Annotated in this window: 16 protein-coding genes and 2 pseudogenes; 8 read left to right on the top strand and 10 right to left on the bottom strand. The window is 63.4% G+C overall.

What is annotated here, in order from left to right; translation table 11 throughout:
- Window positions 1–4: 4 nt before the first annotated feature.
- Window positions 5–826, bottom strand: coding sequence for an N-formylglutamate amidohydrolase (locus ASD12_RS23525; RefSeq protein WP_348271733.1), 822 nt, complete (start codon window positions 824–826; stop codon window positions 5–7).
- 240 nt (window positions 827–1,066) lie between these two features.
- On the opposite strand from ASD12_RS23525, the gene ASD12_RS23530 reads away from it, so the two are divergent.
- Genes ASD12_RS23530 through ASD12_RS23545 form a run of 4 tightly spaced genes read left to right on the top strand, consistent with a single transcriptional unit; the run spans window position 1,067 to window position 4,908 of the window.
- A complete protein-coding gene (locus ASD12_RS23530) occupies window positions 1,067–1,927 on the top strand; it encodes a xanthine dehydrogenase family protein subunit M (protein WP_056591820.1) in 861 nt (286 codons plus the stop codon).
- On the top strand, window positions 1,927–2,403 hold the full coding sequence (locus tag ASD12_RS23535) for a (2Fe-2S)-binding protein (protein ID WP_056591822.1): 477 nt from the start codon (window positions 1,927–1,929) through the stop codon (window positions 2,401–2,403). Before ASD12_RS23530 ends, ASD12_RS23535 begins: the two co-directional genes overlap by 1 nt.
- Window position 2,404: 1 nt before the next feature.
- Window positions 2,405–4,675 (top strand): xanthine dehydrogenase family protein molybdopterin-binding subunit, encoded by a 2,271-nt coding sequence (locus ASD12_RS23540; RefSeq protein WP_056591825.1) that lies wholly within the window; start codon window positions 2,405–2,407, stop codon window positions 4,673–4,675.
- On the top strand, window positions 4,663–4,908 hold the full coding sequence (locus tag ASD12_RS23545; RefSeq protein WP_056591828.1) for a MoaD/ThiS family protein: 246 nt from the start codon (window positions 4,663–4,665) through the stop codon (window positions 4,906–4,908). The genes ASD12_RS23540 and ASD12_RS23545 overlap by 13 nt, the downstream gene beginning before the upstream one ends.
- Before the next feature lie 129 nt (window positions 4,909–5,037).
- Here the strand turns inward: ASD12_RS23545 and ASD12_RS23550 are convergent, their stop codons facing one another.
- Complete coding sequence (locus ASD12_RS23550) at window positions 5,038–5,673, bottom strand: class I SAM-dependent methyltransferase (RefSeq protein WP_056591831.1); 636 nt, start codon at window positions 5,671–5,673, stop codon at window positions 5,038–5,040.
- Window positions 5,674–5,866: 193 nt separating this feature from the next.
- On the opposite strand from ASD12_RS23550, the gene ASD12_RS23555 reads away from it, so the two are divergent.
- On the top strand, window positions 5,867–7,399 hold the full coding sequence (locus tag ASD12_RS23555; protein ID WP_056591834.1) for an alpha/beta hydrolase: 1,533 nt from the start codon (window positions 5,867–5,869) through the stop codon (window positions 7,397–7,399).
- Between the two features lie 108 nt (window positions 7,400–7,507).
- Here the strand turns inward: ASD12_RS23555 and ASD12_RS23560 are convergent, their stop codons facing one another.
- The 3 genes from ASD12_RS23560 to ASD12_RS23570 form a co-directional block, all read right to left on the bottom strand.
- On the bottom strand, window positions 7,508–8,002 hold the full coding sequence (locus tag ASD12_RS23560; RefSeq protein WP_056591837.1) for a DUF302 domain-containing protein: 495 nt from the start codon (window positions 8,000–8,002) through the stop codon (window positions 7,508–7,510).
- 67 nt (window positions 8,003–8,069) lie between these two features.
- Window positions 8,070–8,930, bottom strand: coding sequence for an alpha/beta hydrolase (locus ASD12_RS23565; protein ID WP_056591839.1), 861 nt, complete (start codon window positions 8,928–8,930; stop codon window positions 8,070–8,072).
- Between the two features lie 149 nt (window positions 8,931–9,079).
- Window positions 9,080–9,850 (bottom strand): alpha/beta hydrolase, encoded by a 771-nt coding sequence (locus tag ASD12_RS23570; protein ID WP_056591842.1) that lies wholly within the window; start codon window positions 9,848–9,850, stop codon window positions 9,080–9,082.
- A 214-nt stretch (window positions 9,851–10,064) separates the two neighbouring features.
- Here ASD12_RS23570 and ASD12_RS23575 point away from each other — a divergent pair, with 214 nt between their 5' ends.
- Window positions 10,065–11,027: an AraC family transcriptional regulator gene (locus ASD12_RS23575; protein WP_056591844.1), complete on the top strand. Its 963-nt coding sequence runs from the start codon at window positions 10,065–10,067 to the stop codon at window positions 11,025–11,027.
- A gap of 238 nt (window positions 11,028–11,265) precedes the next feature.
- On the opposite strand, the pseudogene ASD12_RS23580 reads toward ASD12_RS23575, so the two are convergent.
- From ASD12_RS23580 to ASD12_RS23595, 5 genes and pseudogenes are all read right to left on the bottom strand, one after another.
- Window positions 11,266–11,432, bottom strand: a pseudogene (locus tag ASD12_RS23580) (ABC transporter permease); the annotation flags it as partial.
- 7 nt (window positions 11,433–11,439) lie between these two features.
- The gene (locus tag ASD12_RS23585; protein WP_056591849.1) at window positions 11,440–12,282 is read right to left on the bottom strand and encodes a hypothetical protein; all 843 of its coding nucleotides are present in this window, start codon (window positions 12,280–12,282) and stop codon (window positions 11,440–11,442) included.
- Window positions 12,283–12,291: 9 nt separating this feature from the next.
- Window positions 12,292–12,657, bottom strand: a complete 366-nt coding sequence (locus ASD12_RS34375; RefSeq protein ID WP_156388921.1) for an Ig-like domain-containing protein — start codon at window positions 12,655–12,657, stop codon at window positions 12,292–12,294.
- Window positions 12,658–13,022: 365 nt separating this feature from the next.
- Window positions 13,023–13,461: pseudogene (locus ASD12_RS23590) on the bottom strand (ABC transporter permease); the annotation flags it as partial.
- A 63-nt stretch (window positions 13,462–13,524) separates the two neighbouring features.
- Entirely contained in the window at window positions 13,525–14,307 is a 783-nt protein-coding gene (locus ASD12_RS23595) for an SDR family oxidoreductase (protein WP_056591850.1), read from the bottom strand.
- A 389-nt stretch (window positions 14,308–14,696) separates the two neighbouring features.
- Between ASD12_RS23595 and ASD12_RS23600 the strand changes: the two genes are divergently transcribed.
- The gene (locus tag ASD12_RS23600; protein WP_056591853.1) at window positions 14,697–15,581 is read left to right on the top strand and encodes an AraC family transcriptional regulator; all 885 of its coding nucleotides are present in this window, start codon (window positions 14,697–14,699) and stop codon (window positions 15,579–15,581) included.
- 251 nt (window positions 15,582–15,832) lie between these two features.
- On the top strand, window positions 15,833–16,903 hold the full coding sequence (locus ASD12_RS23605) for a sugar ABC transporter substrate-binding protein (RefSeq protein ID WP_056591856.1): 1,071 nt from the start codon (window positions 15,833–15,835) through the stop codon (window positions 16,901–16,903).
- Window positions 16,904–16,963 lie beyond the last annotated feature (60 nt).

Genomic DNA, 16,963 nt, shown 5'->3' on the forward strand with positions numbered 1-16,963 from the left:
GGCTTCATCGCGCGGCCCGCAGGACCGACTCCAGGACGGGCACGGTCGACGCCAGCATGGCGCGCAGCCGCTCGATTGCGCTCCAATCGGGTTCGCCGCTCCACTCGTCCATGAAGATCTTTTTGAACTCGACCGCGATGGCACACCCGGTTTGCGGGAAATTGGCATGGATGAAGCGGGTCTGTTCGCCCTTGCCCTGGAAGGACACGTTCTCGCGCACATCGATCGGTTCGCCGTTGAAACGCTGGCCGCGAAGCGCCTCGATGAAAGCGTCGACAACCGGTGCCCAGCGCTCGCGGTCCATCGAGAATGTGCCGATATTGATATCGGGCGCGCCATCTTGAGACCCGGGCACGCCTTGGGGCCCTTCGCGCCGGTGGTTGTAGCTGTGGACATCGACAAGGACGAACCTGCCGTAGCGTTTTTCGACATCGACGAGGACACGCTTGAGCGCGGCATAGAACGCGTCGTGAAACGCGAGGGATTCGTTCATGATCTCCTCGGCCGGTGGCTCTTGCCACACATTCAAGCCCCAGGACTGGTCCGGCGACAGATAGATCGCAGCCTCGCGCGCCCGGTTCAGATCGACTTGAAAGCGCGATCGATGAACAATGACCTGGGTCGGGAAATCGGTGATGAACTGTTCGGTGAAGGGGTCCTCTTCACGCAGCCGGTCGGCGTTGGAGATGGACAGGAGCGATTGGCAAACGGACCCGACATCGCAGCCGCTGTGGATCGCGGTGCCAATGACGGGCGATTCACCGCGCTTGATCGTCCAGCCTGCCGCTGACCCGTTGGAAGTGGTGTTGAAAATGGGCTTGTTCACGATCCACTGAAATGCACGGAGGGCGGAGGGTTCCGGTTCGCCACGCTAGCCTAACGTTTTAAACTCTTGAGGAAACCAGGAATTTGCTCCAAGCTGGGCTTTCTCAATGATTTCCGGTTCGCACGGCGTACGCCAATTCAGGTTGGGCGCCTGGCTCAATGCCGCGATACGGAACCGGATGGTCATTATGAGGAGACTGTTTATAACGGTCGCTGAAATCGCTATGATCAAGGGGAGACGATGCGCTACATACGTCCGCTTTCAATGGAAGATGCCGTTGGCCAGTTGGCCGGCTCGTCCGGTACGGCCGCAATTCTCGCGGGAGGCAGCGACCTTCTGGTGAGGATGAAAGGCGGCTTCATCGAACCCGACCTGATCGTCGACATCAAGGCGATCGACGGCTTGAGCGAGATCACGGAAACCGGAGACGGCTTCAGCATCGGCGCCGCGGTCCCCTGCGCCGTCCTGGGAGAGAGCGCTGCGCTGAAGAAGGCGTGGCCTGGCGTCGTCGAGGCGGCCAAGCTGATCGGCTCGAAACAGGTGCAGGGACGCTGCACCATAACGGGCAATCTCTGCAACGCTTCGCCTGCCGCCGACAGCGTGCCGGCGCTGGTTGCCGCCGGCGCCAGGGCATCGATTGTCGGACCGGCGGGCAGGCGCACGATTCCCGTGCAGGGCGTGCCGACCGGGCCGGGCAAGACGTCGCTGGCCAAAGGCGAGATCATCGAGGCGATCCTGCTCGACAAGCGCGCGCCGCGCTCGGGCGATGCGTATCTCCGGTTCATTCCACGCACGGAGATGGATATCGCGGTGGTCAGCGCCGGCGTGAACCTGACGCTCGATGAGCACGGTGTGGTCAAATCGGCCCGCGTGGCGCTGGGCGCCGTAGCGGCGACGGTGCTTCTGGTCGAGGAGGCCGCGCAGGTGCTCATCGGCTCCAGGCTGGACGAAGCGACGCTGGAGCGGCTCGCCAAGGTCTGCGCGGGGGCCTGTCGTCCCATCGACGACAAGCGCGGCACCGTCGAATTCAGAAGGAAAGTTGCGGGCGTGCTGGCCAAGCGGGCCGCCACGACCGCCTATGCACGCGCAGGAGGAAAATGATGGCTGGTGTAGCAGTTTCAACCACAATCAATGGCGACAGCGTCGAGTTCCTGTGCCAGCCGGACGAGACGCTGCTCGATGTCCTGCGCGATCGGCTGGGACTGACGGGCGCCAAGGAAGGTTGCGGTACCGGCGACTGCGGCGCCTGCAGCGTCATCCTCGACGACCGGCTGGTGTGCTCGTGCCTGGTGCTCGGCGCGGAGACCGAAGGGCGGCGCGTCGAGACCATCGAGGGCATGGCGCATGGCGACACACTGCATCCGCTGCAGCAGAAGTTCCTCGAGCACGCGGCGCTGCAATGCGGCATCTGTACGCCGGGCTTCCTGATCGCGGCCAAGGACCTTTTGGCCAAGAACCCCGATCCGACCGAGGAAGAAATCCGCTTCGGCCTCGCCGGGAACCTCTGCCGCTGCACCGGCTATGACAAGATCGTGCGCGCCGTCCAGGACGCGGCCATCGTGATGAAGGGAGCATGAGATGAATTTCGATCCACGTTTTTCCGGACGCAAATTCACCTCCGTCGGCACACGCCCGATCCGTCCCGACGGCGTCGACAAGGTGACGGGCCGCGCGCGCTACGGCGCGGACTTCAACATGGCCGGCCAGCTGGTCGGGCGCATTTTGCGCAGCCCGCACGCCCACGCCAGGATCATCAAGATCGACACGTCGAAAGCGGAGAAGCTCGCCGGCGTGAAGGCGGTGATCACCGCGGCCGACCTGCCGGACCTCACCAATGGCGACGCCGCCATGTACGACGTCCTCGACAACTGCATGGCGCGCACGAAGGCGCTCTATGACGGCCACGCGGTGGCCGCGGTGGCGGCGATCGACGCCCGCACCGCCAGGCAGGCGCTGAAGCTGATCGAGGTCGAGTACGAGCTTTTGCCGCATGTCACCGATGTCGACGAGGCGGCGAAGCACAAGGCGCCCTTGATCAACGATGCCATCTTCACCGAGGGTCTTGAGGAAAAGCCGGTAAAACCCTCCAACGTCACCAAGCGCAGCCAGTTTGGCCATGGCGATGTCCATCAGGGTTTCGGGCAAGCCGACTTCATCGTCGAGCGCTCCTTCAAGACCGAGCAGACGCACCAGGGCTATATCGAGCCGCATGCCTGCGTGGCGAATTTCAGCTCCGACGGCACCGCTGATCTCTGGGTCTGCACGCAGGGCCATTTCGTCTACCGCCAGCACTGCGCCCAGCTGCTTGGCATGGAAGCCTCGAAACTGCGCGTCACCTCGTCGGAGATCGGCGGCGGTTTTGGCGGCAAGACCCATGTCTGGGCCGAGCCGGTGGCGCTGGCGCTGTCGCGCAAGGCTGGACGGCCGGTGAAGCTGGTGATGACCCGCGACGAGGTGTTCCGCGCCTCGGGCCCGACCAGCGCCACCTCGATCGACGTGAAGATCGGCGCCCGCAAGGACGGCACGATCACCGCCGCCGAAGCGACGCTGCGCTACAGCTGCGGCCCGTATGCCGGCTCCTGGGCCGAGATCGGCGCGATGACGGCGTTTGCCTGCTACAAGCTTGATAACGTCAAGACGGTCGGCTACGAAGTGCTGGTTAACCGGCCGAAGACGGCGGCCTACCGCGCGCCTTCGGCGCCGATGGCCGCCTTCGCGGTGGAAAGCGCGGTCGACGAATTGGCCAAGATGATCGGCATGGACCCGGTCGATTTCCGGATCAAAAACGCCGCGCAGGAAGGCACTAGGTCGTCCTACGGCCCGGTCTACGGCCCGATCGGCATCGGCCCGACGCTTGAGGCGGTGAAGAGCCATCCGCATATGAAGGCGCCGCTGGGCGAGAACCAGGGTCGCGGGATGGCTTGCGGCTTCTGGTTCAACTTCGGCGGCCAGACCTGCACCGACCTCAACATCGGCATGGACGGCTCGGTCTCGCTTGCCGTCGGAACCGTCGACGTCGGCGGCTCACGCGCGTCGCTGTCGCTGGTGGCGGCGGAGGAACTCGGCATCGCCTATGAGCACGTCAAGGCTGTTGTCGCCGATACCTCCAGCCTCGGCTACAACGACATGACGGACGGCAGCCGCGGAACCTTCTCGTCCTCGATGGCAACGATCTCGGCCGCCCGCAATGCGATCAAGATCCTACGCGAGCGCGCCGCGCAGATGTGGGACATCGCCGTCGACGACGTGGTCTGGGAAATGGGCCACGCGGTTGCCAAGGGCGAGAAGCACGGCAATCTCGGCAAGCTGTCGCTGAAGGAGATCGCGGTCGAGTCGGGCAAGACCGGCGGACCGATCGCCGGCCACAGCGAACTCGTCGCCGATGGCGCCGGCGTCTCCTTCGCCACCCATATCTGCGATATCGAGGTCGATCCCGAGACTGGCGCCACCAGGGTCATCCGCTACACGGTGGTGCAGGATGCAGGCAAGGCGGTGCACCCGACCTATGTCGAGGGACAGTACCAGGGCGGCGCCGCGCAAGGCATCGGCTGGGCCCTCAACGAGGAGTATATCTACGGCAAGGACGGGCGGCTGCAGAATCCGGGCTTCCTCGACTACCGCATCCCGGTCTGCTCGGACCTGCCGATGATCGACACCCAGATCCTCGAAATCCCCAACCCCAACCATCCCTACGGGGTGCGCGGTGTCGGCGAGACGTCGATCGTGCCGCCGCTGGCGGCGATCGCCAATGCGGTGTCGAACGCCGCGGGCGTGCGGATGACGCATATCCCGATGTCGCCACCGCGCATCCTGGCGGCGATCGAGGCGGAGCGGGAATGGTCGAAGTAACGCTCTGGGGCTCGCTTGGCGCGCTCGCCGGAGGCAACAGCAAGGTCGAGATCGAGGCCAAGGACATAAGGGAGCTGTTCAGGAAGCTGGCTGAACAGTATCCCGGCCTCGAGCCCTGGATCGACAAAGGCATCGCCGTCGCCATCGACGGGACGATCTATCGGGATACGTGGTCGAAGGAACTGCCGCAGGGGGCGGAGATTTTTTTGTTGCCGAGGCTGGCTGGGGGATAGGCGAGCTATTGACGACGATGTGCTCGATGCGACGGGCCGAGCCGGGTTTCGGCAGACGTGCCGCGAGGCGGTTGGCCCCGCGGCGATGCCGAGGTCGCTCGTCGGTTTCGGGGGGTCGGCAAAGACCGGTCAGCCAGCCGCCGCGATGCCGGCGTGATGGCTGCCCAATTGCCAGAGGGGCAAAGGAAACCGCCCGTGCTGGACTTCGAGCAGGCGAAAGCCCGCCCCTCCGATCAGGCGCAGCGGATCGCGGTTGAGGTGGCAGCCGCCGGCAATTGATCCCCACAGCCCGTTCAGCCGCTCTTGCCACCGGCGGCAACGCGGTCCCTCGGCCTGGCCGTGCTCGATGAAGATCAGCCGGCCCGTCGGTTTCAGAATGCGCCGGATTTCGCTCAGCGCGGCTTGAGGGTCGGGAATGGTGCAGAAGGCATAGGTGACGACCACCGTGTCGGCGAAGCCATCCGCCAAAGGCAGGCTCTCGCCGCTGGCCCGGATGCATTCGACGGCGAAGGGCGAGGCGCGGCTCTTCGGTGCGGCAAGGCCTAGCATGGTGCCGTCGGGATCGACGCCGACCAGCCGCTCTACCCTGGCGGCTTCGTAATAGGGCAGGTTGAGGCCCGAGCCGAAGCCGACTTCGACGACGACACCTTGCGCCCGCGGGATGACGCGCCCGCGCATCCGCGCGAAGGCGCCGGCCGAGCAGCCGGCATGGACGAAATAGGGGGCGACGCAGCGCGCATACCAGGAGAGGCAGGTCTGGCACATGGCTCAGCCTCCATGCCCGGTGGCAGGGGCGCCGAGGGTAAGTGGTTCTGATGTGTGATGGCTTGATGTATTGACCGGTGACATTTCTCGCTCCAAGGGAGTTGATCGGGCCGGATCGGCTCGAAACCGGGGATAGACGGCCGGCGTCCCCTCAACGTCCTCTCGAAACCCTTGCCCGGCCGCGTGCGGATCGATGGAGCTGATACAACTCAGACTTCTGGGTTTTCCGGAGTTCCGGCTGAACGGGCGGCCGATAGAGCTTGCCCTGCGCAAGGCGGCGGCGCTCGTTATCTACCTCGCCGAAGCCGGCGGACCCGTGGCGCGCGAGGTCGCCGCCACGCTGCTGTGGCCCGAAGCCGACGCGGAGGCCGCACGCGCGCGGCTGCGGCGCACGCTGTACAAGATCCGCATCGCGTTCGGCGAGGAGGTCATATCAGCCAGTGCGGCATCCCTCATGGTGCGCGCGCCGCTGTCCGTCGAGGCCGATGCAAGCGCCTTCGAGCATGCCTGCGACGCCGGTCTTCTCGACGATGCCGCCGGTCTCTACACCAGCGACTATCTCGCCGGCTTCTCGCTGCCGGACTGTCCCGAATTCGAGGAATGGGTGTTCTTCCGCCGCGAGGCCTTGCGCAGCCGGCTGGTGCAGGCGCTGGAGCGGCTGGTGGAAGCCAAGATCGCCGGGGGCGAACCGCGCGACGCTGTAATGCATGCCACGCGCCTTGCCGCCCTCGACCTCTTGAGCGAAAGCGCACATCGCCATTTGATCCGCGCCCATCTGGCGGCGGGCGACCGGGCGGCGGCCGAGCGCCAGGGCGAAACCTGCACGCGGCTGCTGCGCGACGAACTCGGCGTGGCGCCGGACCCCGCTACGCTCGCTCTGCTGCGCGCGAGCGATGCCGAGGTGCCGAGAACCCGCTATGTCGAGGTGGACGGCATCCATATCGCCTACCAGACTGTCGGCAGCGGCCCGGCCGATATCGTGCTGGTGCCTGGCTTCATCTCGCATGTCGAGCGCATCTGGGAAGACAGGAGCTGCCGCGCCTGGCTCAATGCCGTGTCGCGGCTTGGCCGGCTGATCCTGTTCGACCGGCGCGGCATGGGCCTGTCCGACCGCGTCGGCGCCCGCCCGACCGTCGAGGCGACCGCGCGCGACATACTGGCGGTGATGGATGCGGCCGGCAGCCGCCGGGCCGTGCTGGTCGGCGCCTCCGAGGGCGGGCCGGGCTGCATCCGCTTCGCCGTCGACCACCCCGACCGCCTGACCGGCCTCGTTCTGTGGGGCTCGCTCGCCAAGGGCAGCCATGCGCCCGACTATCCCTTCGCGCTCACGGCGGCGCAATACGATCTGTGGCAGCGGCGCTTGCTCGCCGGCTGGGGCGGCCCAGCCGAAATCGAAACCTTCGCGCCGAGCGTCGCCTCCGACCGCCAGGCGCGCGCCTGGTGGGCCGGCCTGCTCCGGGCCGCCTCCAGCCCCGGCGCCGTCGCCGGCCTGCTGCAGGCGCTGCGCGATGCCGATGTGCGGCCGCTGCTGTCAAAAGTCTCGGCCAAGACCCTGGTCCTGCACCGCACCGGCGACCGCGCCGTGCGGGTCGAGGCCGGGCGGTATCTGACGGCGAGGATACCGGGGGCGCAGTTTGTCGAGGTGGAGGGGGAGGATCACTGGTTCTGGGTGGGGGAGCAGGGGGTGCTGCTGGAGGGGATTGGGGGGATGGTGCGGGGTAGGTGAGGGGCCGATGAGGGTGATGTAGAGAGTGCACTGTCACCGTAATTCGTAATTCATGCGTTTTCTGGACGGACTCTCACTTCCATCCGTCTGAAGCGTCATCAGGAGAGTTTAGCTTGCGCATTCGCGTAACAAGGTTGTGATTTTCGCATCAAGAGTGCGGGCGACAGCAAGAGCCTCCAAACTGCCATAGGAGAGAAGATAACTCTCCATTTTGTCATAGGAGACATGCACGCCATCGGGACGTTGATCGAGAAGGACTGTGACTGGGGCGTAAGATCCAGCGTCGGGAACGTGCTTGACCATTTCTTTCATAATGAGTGGATTGCCCACCAGAAACCGCATGCTCTTGAGAGTCTCGGTTCCAGTTTCGCGGCGCAGAATGGCGCCCAAGTCGAATTCCGCGAAGAGCATGAGACCTGTGCGGCCGAGGCCGCTTTGCACAACGCGTTCCAAATCCGAGAAGGAATTTGCAGCCCTCGTCGCCTTGAAAAACTCGACCATGTCAGGTTGGCCAACCGCTGACTTGAGTGCGGCCACAACGGCGTCGAATGGTTTGGAAGACGTCAGGCTGAGACGCTCAACCTCGACCTTGGCGATTGTCATTTCTCTCTCCGCAACAGCTCTCATGAATAAAGGCGCGCTCGATGGCGCCGGGATTAGGCAACGCCGGTTAAGCTTCCAGGAAGGTCCGGACGTGGCTTACGAACAATTCGTGGTGCTGAAACAGCGAGCCGTGACCGGAATCGGGATAGAGGACCAGCTGGGCGTTGCTTAGAGCCTTGAACATTGCGTAGGCGTTGTCCGCCGGCAGCATGGTGTCGTGGCTGCCGCTGACCACGAGGGTGGGCTGGCGGATGGCGCGCAGAATGGCGTGCTCGGGATCAGGTGTGGCGCACCAGGTAATAAGCGCCTTGGCCTGCGGATCGGTCACCGTGCTGCCGTTATCGGTATCCCGATCTTCCTTACGCACCTTAGCCCGCTTCAGAAACGCTCGGCCGGCCGACTGGCTGGCCGAGGACTTCGTGAAGAACAGCGGCAGGCGGGGGTCCGGCACCTCGTTTTGGGAAAACGCGTCCTGCAGAACCGCCAAGAGGTGTTCCTCTCCGCCTTTCGGAGCGGTGCCAACGAGGATGAGCTTGCGGACCAGCGTTCCGTGCTCGGCGGCGATCTGCTGCGCGACGCAGCCGCCGAGGGAAAAGCCCAGAATGTCGACTTCGGAGAGGCCGAGCAGTTCGATAAAAGCGACCGCGTCTCGCGCCATCGCCTCGATGCTGTCCGGCGTTTGGCCTGTCGAGCGGCCGACCCCAGCGTTATCGAAAACGATCACCGGTCGATCGGCGGCCAGGATATTCACGACGGCGGGGTCCCACGCGTCGATGTTGCCAGAGAAATGCTGCAGGAGAACCAGCGCCGTTCCGGTCGATGGGCCGAGGCGGCGATAGGCGAAGCGGATTCCGCTGCCTTCGATGTAACGGGTGGGCGCCGTTTCTAGCGTGGCGTCGTCCTGGCTCGCCGTGTCGAACTCAGTCATGTCATCCTCCGGATGCTTGGTATTAAATAATTGAGTGAGAGAAGCTGTTGCGGTTTTGGCGAGGCCTGAGCCGCTCGCGGTCCAAGGCATTCCGTAGTTCGCCGAGCACGCGTGGTGCTCCCGGCACGAAAGTGCCGGGAGCGGTATCGTCACTTCACGAGTGCGGCCTTTTCAATCACCGCGGCGACTTCCTTCGCGTGGACGACGAGGGAGGCATGGCTGCCGGCGACCTCCGTCGTCTGGGCCTTCATCCTGTTGGCGAACATCTTCTGGACCTCGGGTGCGATGACCTTGTCCTTCGTGCTGATCACATAGAACGTCGGCTTGTCGTGCCAAGCTGCCTTGTTAACGGGAGCCTCGAACGCCGTATGGTTCAACGGGAGCTGATGGCTTGCCAAGGATTCGGCGATCTCCGGAGGAAGGTCAGCCGCGACTGCCGAAGGAAACACTTTGGGATCGATGTAGAGGTCGCCCTTTTCGTCGGGATGAATCGCCGCGCCGCCTTCGGTTGCCGGACCGCTCTTTGCCAGGGTGGCCAGGGATTGTCCTACGTCGGGCGCGAATGCGGAGACATAGACGAGCGCCGAGACCTTCGGATCGTCACCTGCTTGCGTGATGACAACGCCGCCCCAGGAGTGGCCAACGAGAACGGTCTTGCCATTCTGTTTCGCGAGCGCCTGTTTGGTGGCATCAACGTCCGCTTCGAGGGAGGTGAGCGGGTTTTCAACGAGCGTTACGTTGTAGCCCTTCTTCGTGAGGATATCGGCAACAGGCTTCCAACTCGTCTGGTCGACGAAAGCGCCATGGACGAGCACGATGTTGTGAGCCGCCCCCTTTGGCAGTTGAGCTGATTGGGCGGGGGCGGCAATTGTTGCTCCGGCCATGAGGACGGCGGCGACTGAGAGTAGAAGATATCGCATTGATTGCTCCTGTTGAGATGACGGACGACGCGAGTCCGGGGATAGGGCAGGCGTGTCGGCAAAAGTCGCGGTTCTCCCATCTGCCGTTTGCGCAATGGTTTGCCGCCCGATCTGTTGGCTCGACTTGAGATCAGGTAGTACATGGGGCATTCGGACGTTAGGCATCAATCGTCCGAATATTGTGTCTGACCGTCCGTCGTTTTAACATTGGGGAATGGACATCCTCGCTGAAGTGCTCGATCGCGTTCGCCTTGGCGGAACCTTGCTGTTCCACTTCGAGCTCGGCCATCCCTGGAATCTCGCGCTGCCAAAGCGCCCCTACGCCCTGTTCCACTATCTCAGCCGTGGTTCGGCTACGCTCGCGCTCGAACAGGGACGAGAGCTCCACATGACCGAGGGCGACTTTGTTGTCGTCACGCGTGGCGAGCCCCATGTGATCTACTCGGATAGCCAGACGGAGCCGGTAGCGATTGTCGACATCGATCGATTAGCCGGGCGTCTTGGCCTCGTTCGTCACGGAGGCGGCGAGCAGCCGCTCGCGACGATGATCTGTGGTAATTTCACAGTGGCACGGCCCTCGCGCGGTAGCGTTTTGGAATTGCTTCCGCCCGTGCTTCTTCTGAAGCCCACGGAAGACGGAGGATGGCTCGAGGCTATTCTGCAACGCATGGTGAGCGAGGCGGCGTTCGAGCGTCCCGGACAAGGCGTCGCGCTCTCACGTCTGACTGAAGTGCTCTTCGTCGAGGTGCTGCGAAGCTGGATCAAGTCGCTCGGCCCCGGAGAAGGCGGGTGGCTGGGGGCGATGGCGGACCCGCACATAGGACCGGCACTTCAGTTGATCCACGAACGACCGGATCGGCCCTGGACCCTTGGCGACCTCGGGCAAAGCGTGGGACTTGGTCGTTCGGCGTTTTCGGCTCGCTTCACTAAGCTCGTTGGCGAGTCCATGTACCGATATCTGATCGCACGCCGGATGTCGGAGGCCGCGTTTCTGCTCGAAACAAGCGACGAGGGGATTGCACGGATTGCGACCCGTGTCGGCTACGAGACCGCGGCCGCGTTTTCGAAGTTGTTCCATCGACATCATGGCCTATCGCCTGGCCGTTATCGAGCAGTTCGCCGGTCTGACGGTGGCCTAAGGCAAGCGGGCGTTGTGGGAACAGAAGTTGCCGATTGACCTCAACCAAGCTGGCATCTGGAGGGTCTGGCAACGGGCGGCGGGGCGTCTCCGACAGGAGTGCCCAGTTTTCACGAATGACGCACCGGGAGAGACTCGAACTGTCCTCGAGTTTTGGCTTGATCACCGGCGCGACGACTGCTTTCGCGAGGCTGCCATCTAGTAGTGGACAGTCCGCTTTTCGGCCCAAAGCAGCCATCCGCCTCAATCCACCCCCCTACCTCTCCTCCACAATCCGCCTTGCCCCCTCCGGATCTGGAGGATGGTCAGCAGGGTTGTCAGCACTGTCAGGATCTGCGCGCCGATGATGGTGCCGGTGTAACCGCCGCGGCCGCCGAAGATGGAGGTGCCGCCGATGACGGCTGCGGCCACCGAGGGCAGCACCAGCGGTTTGGCGAGCGACAGATCCCTCTCACTGCACGATGTCCGTCGCCGGCGGAGCGGCCGCAGGCGCCATGCCGGTTCCGCTGATGATGTAGCCCGGGTCATCGGCGTACGCGAAGACCTTTGTAATGATGCCTGATTTCAGAGCTTCGGTGCTTTGGACCCAGTAAAAACCGTAAGGTGTCGCCAGTCCCATCATGGCGAACACATCCTGGCTGCTGACGCCCATGTCTTCGAAATAGCTGGAAAGCATCTGTTTCAACGCAGGGTCGGACCGCGTCGAAATTGCGTTAAGGTCTCTTTTTGCTGCCTGCTCGGGCCCTCTGTAGCCGTTGATCGTTACTTGATGAAGGCCGATGCGGGCACCAGGAGCCGCAGCGCGGATCTGGCCGCCCATGAGAGCTAGCGGGCAAGCCGAGAAGCAGTAGGCGCCCCCTGAATGGACCTCGCCTTGCGACCAGCCGTTCTCAACGATTTTTTCGGGACAGCGCGGCACCAGCATCGGGCAGCCGTTCAGCTGCGTTCTGCCCACTGCTGTTTCCAGGCCGGCGCTCCGGATCATGCGTCCAATCGCTAGCGCGGCAACCACGTCCCCACCGGGAGACTGAAACACCACAGGCAGTTTTTTGCCCTTCAGCCGCTTCAGAAATGTCTTGAACCGTCTGGCGGTGTCGCGTGTTATGGCGCCTTCGGCTGATATCCATTGAACGCAGGTTTGCGTGCAATCGCCGTTGCGAACCAGAGCGAAATTCATCGGCCACTCGCCGGGCGCCTGCTGTTTCCCGGCGGCCGACGCTATCGCAGCCAAGGACATAAGAGATGCGGCGACGCTCAGGCAAACGGCCGATAGCAAAGCAACGCGAATTGCCATGATGATTGCTCAGTCAACCTTCATGGTCATGGTGATTGTCGACTGGCCGTGATTGACTTGGCTTTTGCCGGTGGCGACGAAGACAAAGGTGTCTGTGCCCTTGTAGCCGTTTTGCGCCTGATAGGCGATGGTCGAGCGGTTGGGGAGGGTGACCACTCCATGCTTAGGGCGGGAAACGATTTTTAGACTGAGGGTACCGCTGGCGTTCATGGGAAATACGCATTTTTGCCCGCTGTGGACCATGGCGCTGCCATTGGTGTCCACGCCGAGCCAGAAACGCAATTGCCATGGACATTCGAGCGCATGGGCGGGCGCTGCAAGGCCCACGGCGAGAAGGCTCGCGAGGGCAAGGGCTGAAAGTCTGGTGGGAATCATGGAATAGCGCTTTCTTGCCAAACGAGATTTGATGGGAAACTCGATGCCTCGTGGCGATTTGGTTTCCGAAGGGCGGATGCAACAGCTTTTCGAAATCACCAGTCTAAATAGGGTGCAGCATCAACGATTGTCCTCGGGCTGCGGAATTGTCTGGGTCGTCAAAAGATAGCGCCAGCTTTTTCTCGAAATTTTTCGACATACTAATCAGCCCCCGCTTCTAGATGCGGATTTCTGCATATTGGCGGTATGTCGTGCAATAGATTTATTCAGTATTTGAAATTGGGATCATGAATTGGACGCGCTTGTCGCTGTCTTGTGGGCCTTGTTTGTTATCTCCATAGGCCGCCATCTTGACCCTTCTGGTATTACCGCTCCTCGACAATCCGCAAATAAGCCGCCGTCACGAAAAGCACGATCAGCCCGAACAGAATCCGCCTTGCGCCCTCCGGCATCTGCAGCGTCGTCAGCACGGTCAGGATCGGGACGCCGATGATGGGTGTAGCCGCCGCGGTCGCCGAAGATCGAGGTGCCGCCGATGACGGCGACGGCCACCGAGGGCAGCACCAGCGGTTCGGCGAGTGACAGGGGAGGGGCCTTGATCAGGTCGATATAGAGCAGGCCGGTGATGCCGACGAGCACGCTGGAGGTGACGTAGAGCGTGGTGATGACTTGCCAGTATTGCACGCCGGACAGGTGCGTTGCGCGCTCATTGTCGCCGACGGCGTAGAGCAGGCGGCCGAAACCGGTGCGGGCGAGCGTGAAGACGATCAGGGCGGCCAGCGGCACGAACAGCAGCAGCGCGTTGGCAGCCGGCAGCGGAATGGCGAATTTGATGGTCCAGCGCTCGTTGACGATGCTGGGGTGCGCTCACCGGTTCGCCCCGATCACCCACTGTTCCTGGTCGACCAGCGTTCCGGTCATTGGTCCGGCCGCATCGGAAAGCAGGAAGACGGCGAGGTTTGCGATATCGCTCGTCGAGAACAGGCGGCCGAAAGGCTGCAAGGCGTTGGCGGCATCGAGCCAGCCCGGACCGTTGCCCAGCGTGTCGGCCTGCATGACGCGTTCGGCCGGCGTGTCGGTCCAGCCGACATTGATGCCGTTGACGCGGATGCGGTCGAAGCGGTGGGCGTTGGCCGCGTTCTTGGTCAGCGTCGCCAGCGCGCCCTTGCTGGCTGAGTAGACGGCGAGTTCCGGCGAGCCGCAATGCGCGTTGATCGACAGGATGTTGACGATGGCGCCACCCTGGCCGCGCTTCTTCATGTCGGCGATAGCCGCCTGCATCAGGAAGAACGGTGCGCGCGCGTTGACGGCGAACAGCGAGGCCCAGCCGTCGAGATCGGCATCGAGGAAGGACGCGCGGTCGGTCAGGCCGGCGGCGTTGACCAGCGCATCGATGCGGCCGAAGCGGTCGATGCAGGCTTGCGCCAGCAAAGCGGGAGTTGCCGGGTCGGCGAGGTCGGCGGCGACGAAGAGCGTTGGTGTGCCAAGCTGCGAAAGCTCTTCCGCCACAGCGTCGCCGCGCGTTTTCTCGCGCCCGGTGACCAGCAGGCCGCCGGCGCCGGAACGCGCCAGCGTCTCGGCGATGGCGCGCCCGATGCCTTGCGTCGAGCCGGTGACCAGCACCACCTTGCCGTTGAGTTGAAGCTCCATTCCTCCTCCCGGAACAAATTTTCTATTTCCTGAGATATGGAACGCCGAATTCCCGATAGTCAATCGTGCCAGCTCTTGCTCATTCCCGCGGCGGGCGGGGCGTGGACGGCTGCGCGGCTCGGGTGAGAGGCGATGGGCAGGGGCGGTTGGCGTCCGCCCCGAACCGTGGCCGGCGCGTCAGCAAGACTGACCTGTCCTGCCCGAATATCGCCTCTGAGCATCCCTTCCCGGTTAAAAAAGTATCATCCGTTGCCTTGAATCGTGGTGGCGCCTGTTGTCATGAGCCGATACCGTGGCTCTTGAAATGCAGAGCCGAAACCAATTCGGCCGGTTTAGGGAATGTGGGCCGAACGCGGCAACGATCCGTGCCGGCCCGGGAGGAAACGGACATGGAACCGGACCTGGAAGTTGTCCAGATACGACGCGGTGAGTCCTTCAAGGCGTGGTCGCATGGCTACCCCTTCCACACGGTGCGCTGGCACTTCCATCCCGAATATGAACTGCATCAGGTGATCTTCACCAATGGCCGCTATTTCGTCGGCGATTTCATCGGCGAATTCGAGCCGGGCAATCTGGTGCTGACTGGTCCCAACCTGCCGCACAATTGGGTCAGCGACATCCCCAGGGACAGCTCGATCCCGCTGCGCGGCCGGATCATCCAGTTCTCCGAAAGTTTCATCGGCGATGCCATGCATGTGCTGCCGGAGCTGGCGGGGCTCGCGCATCTGCTCGAGGCGTCGCGTCGCGGCGTGCTGTTTTCCAACCGCACCAGCAAGGCGCTGGCGCCATTGATGGAAGAGATGATGCAGGCGCAGGGCGTGCGCCGCATCGAGCTGTTCATGATGATCGCGGGCTTGCTCAGCCGCGCCCAGGAATTCCAGCTCTTGGCCAGCGCCAGCTACCGGCCCGATCCCTCCGGCTACATGACCGCCGGCATGAACAAGGCGCTCGCCTATATCAGGGAGAACCTGACGCAGCTGTTCGACGAGGCCGACCTCGCGGCTATCGCCGGCCAGTCGACCGGTGCCTTCTCGCGCTCGTTTCGCCGCCACACCGGCATGTCGCTGGTGCAGTATGTCAAGCGGCTGCGCATCAACCTCGCCTGCCAGATCCTGATGAGCGACGAGCAAGCCTCGATCACCGACATCTGCTACGAGGTCGGCTTCAACAATCTGTCCAATTTCAACCGGCAGTTCCTGGCGGAGAAGGGCATGCCGCCCTCGCGTTTCAGGCGGCTGCTGGCCGACAACATCAACGCGGGCAAAGCCGCTTAACGGAGGAGCCAGGGAGGAACCAAGGGAGGAACAACACTTTTTCGCATGACAACGTGGACCGCATGGAGCGGTCCGCGATGGAGAGCGCTTGTCTTGAAAAATCCTCCGTCAGCGGAGGATGTGGGCGCGGACTCGAAAGGTCGGCGCCGAGCCCTAGTTCCCAATTGCAGTTGGGGGCGAGGGCGGACGCGTGTCTCCACACCAACGTCAACGACCTTCTTACAACCATATCCAGAAACGGAGAAGACCGAATGACCAAACTTTCATTGAAATCCGCCGGCATGGCAGCCCTTGCGCTGTCGCTGCTGGCCGGCACCGCCGCGATCGCCAGGGCCGCTGAGGTCACCGATGCCACCGTCGCCTTCCTGATGCCCGACCAGGCCTCGACCCGTTACGAACAGCATGACTATCCCGGCTTTGCCGCCGAGATGAAGAAGCTGTGCCCAGGCTGCAAGGTGCTCTACCAGAACGCCGACGCCGACGCTTCGCGCCAGCAGCAGCAGTTCAACTCGGTGATCTCGCAGGGCGCCAAGGCGATCGTGCTCGACCCCGTCGACTCAACCGCCGCCGCCTCGCTGGTCAAGCTCGCGCAGAGCCAGGGCATCAAGGTCATCGCCTATGACCGGCCGATCCCGACAGCACCGGCCGACTTCTATGTCTCGTTCAACAATGAAGGCATCGGCAAGGCCATCGCCGACTCGCTGGTCGAGCACCTGAAGGCGCTAAAGGTCGATCCGGCCACCGGCGGCGTGCTGCAGATCAACGGCTCGCCGACGGACGCGGCGGCCGGCCTGATCAAGAAGGGCATCCATGCAGGCCTCGACAACAGCGGCTACCAAATCCTGGCCGAATACGACACGCCGGAATGGGCGCCGCCGAAGGCGCAGCAATGGGCCGGCGGCCAGATCACCCGCTTCGGACCAAAAATCCTCGGCGTCGTTGCCGCCAATGACGGCACCGGTGGCGGCGCCATCGCCGCGTTCAAGGCTGCCGGCGTCGATCCAGTGCCGCCGGTGACCGGCAATGACGCGACGATCGCAGCACTTCAGCTGATCATCGCCGGCGACCAGTACAACACCATCTCCAAGCCGAGCGAGATCGTGGCGGCAGCCGCTGCCAACATCGCCATCAAGCTGCTTTCGGGCGAAACGCCTAAGGCCGAGATGACGCTGTACGACACGCCCTCGCAGCTGTTCACGCCAGCGGTGGTGACGCAGGAAAACCTGAAGGCCGAGATCATCGACAAGAAGATCAACACCGCGGCCGAACTCTGCGTCGATCGTTACGCGGAAGGCTGCAAGAAGCTGGGCATCGGGAACTGACCGCGACCCTTGCCCGCTCCGCTGCCTGGCCGCCCGCGGCCAGGCAGCGCTCATCCGATA

It is taken from the genome of Mesorhizobium sp. Root102 (assembly GCF_001425625.1).
Lineage (GTDB): Bacteria > Pseudomonadota > Alphaproteobacteria > Rhizobiales > Rhizobiaceae > Mesorhizobium.

Excerpts from the sequence above, each read along its gene's own strand:
- ASD12_RS23530 (WP_056591820.1), top strand. The coding sequence starts at position 1,067 with ATGCGCTACATACGTCCGCTTTCAATGGAAGATGCCGTTGGCCAGTTG.
- ASD12_RS23535 (WP_056591822.1), top strand. The coding sequence starts at position 1,927 with ATGGCTGGTGTAGCAGTTTCAACCACAATCAATGGCGACAGCGTCGAG.
- ASD12_RS23540 (WP_056591825.1), top strand. The coding sequence starts at position 2,405 with ATGAATTTCGATCCACGTTTTTCCGGACGCAAATTCACCTCCGTCGGC.
- ASD12_RS23545 (WP_056591828.1), top strand. The coding sequence starts at position 4,663 with ATGGTCGAAGTAACGCTCTGGGGCTCGCTTGGCGCGCTCGCCGGAGGC.
- ASD12_RS23550 (WP_056591831.1), bottom strand. The coding sequence starts at position 5,673 with ATGTGCCAGACCTGCCTCTCCTGGTATGCGCGCTGCGTCGCCCCCTAT.
- ASD12_RS23555 (WP_056591834.1), top strand. The coding sequence starts at position 5,867 with ATGGAGCTGATACAACTCAGACTTCTGGGTTTTCCGGAGTTCCGGCTG.
- ASD12_RS23560 (WP_056591837.1), bottom strand. The coding sequence starts at position 8,002 with ATGACAATCGCCAAGGTCGAGGTTGAGCGTCTCAGCCTGACGTCTTCC.
- ASD12_RS23565 (WP_056591839.1), bottom strand. The coding sequence starts at position 8,930 with ATGACTGAGTTCGACACGGCGAGCCAGGACGACGCCACGCTAGAAACG.
- ASD12_RS23570 (WP_056591842.1), bottom strand. The coding sequence starts at position 9,850 with ATGCGATATCTTCTACTCTCAGTCGCCGCCGTCCTCATGGCCGGAGCA.
- ASD12_RS23575 (WP_056591844.1), top strand. The coding sequence starts at position 10,065 with ATGGACATCCTCGCTGAAGTGCTCGATCGCGTTCGCCTTGGCGGAACC.
- ASD12_RS23585 (WP_056591849.1), bottom strand. The coding sequence starts at position 12,282 with ATGGCAATTCGCGTTGCTTTGCTATCGGCCGTTTGCCTGAGCGTCGCC.
- ASD12_RS34375 (WP_156388921.1), bottom strand. The coding sequence starts at position 12,657 with ATGATTCCCACCAGACTTTCAGCCCTTGCCCTCGCGAGCCTTCTCGCC.
- ASD12_RS23595 (WP_056591850.1), bottom strand. The coding sequence starts at position 14,307 with ATGGAGCTTCAACTCAACGGCAAGGTGGTGCTGGTCACCGGCTCGACG.
- ASD12_RS23600 (WP_056591853.1), top strand. The coding sequence starts at position 14,697 with ATGGAACCGGACCTGGAAGTTGTCCAGATACGACGCGGTGAGTCCTTC.
- ASD12_RS23605 (WP_056591856.1), top strand. The coding sequence starts at position 15,833 with ATGACCAAACTTTCATTGAAATCCGCCGGCATGGCAGCCCTTGCGCTG.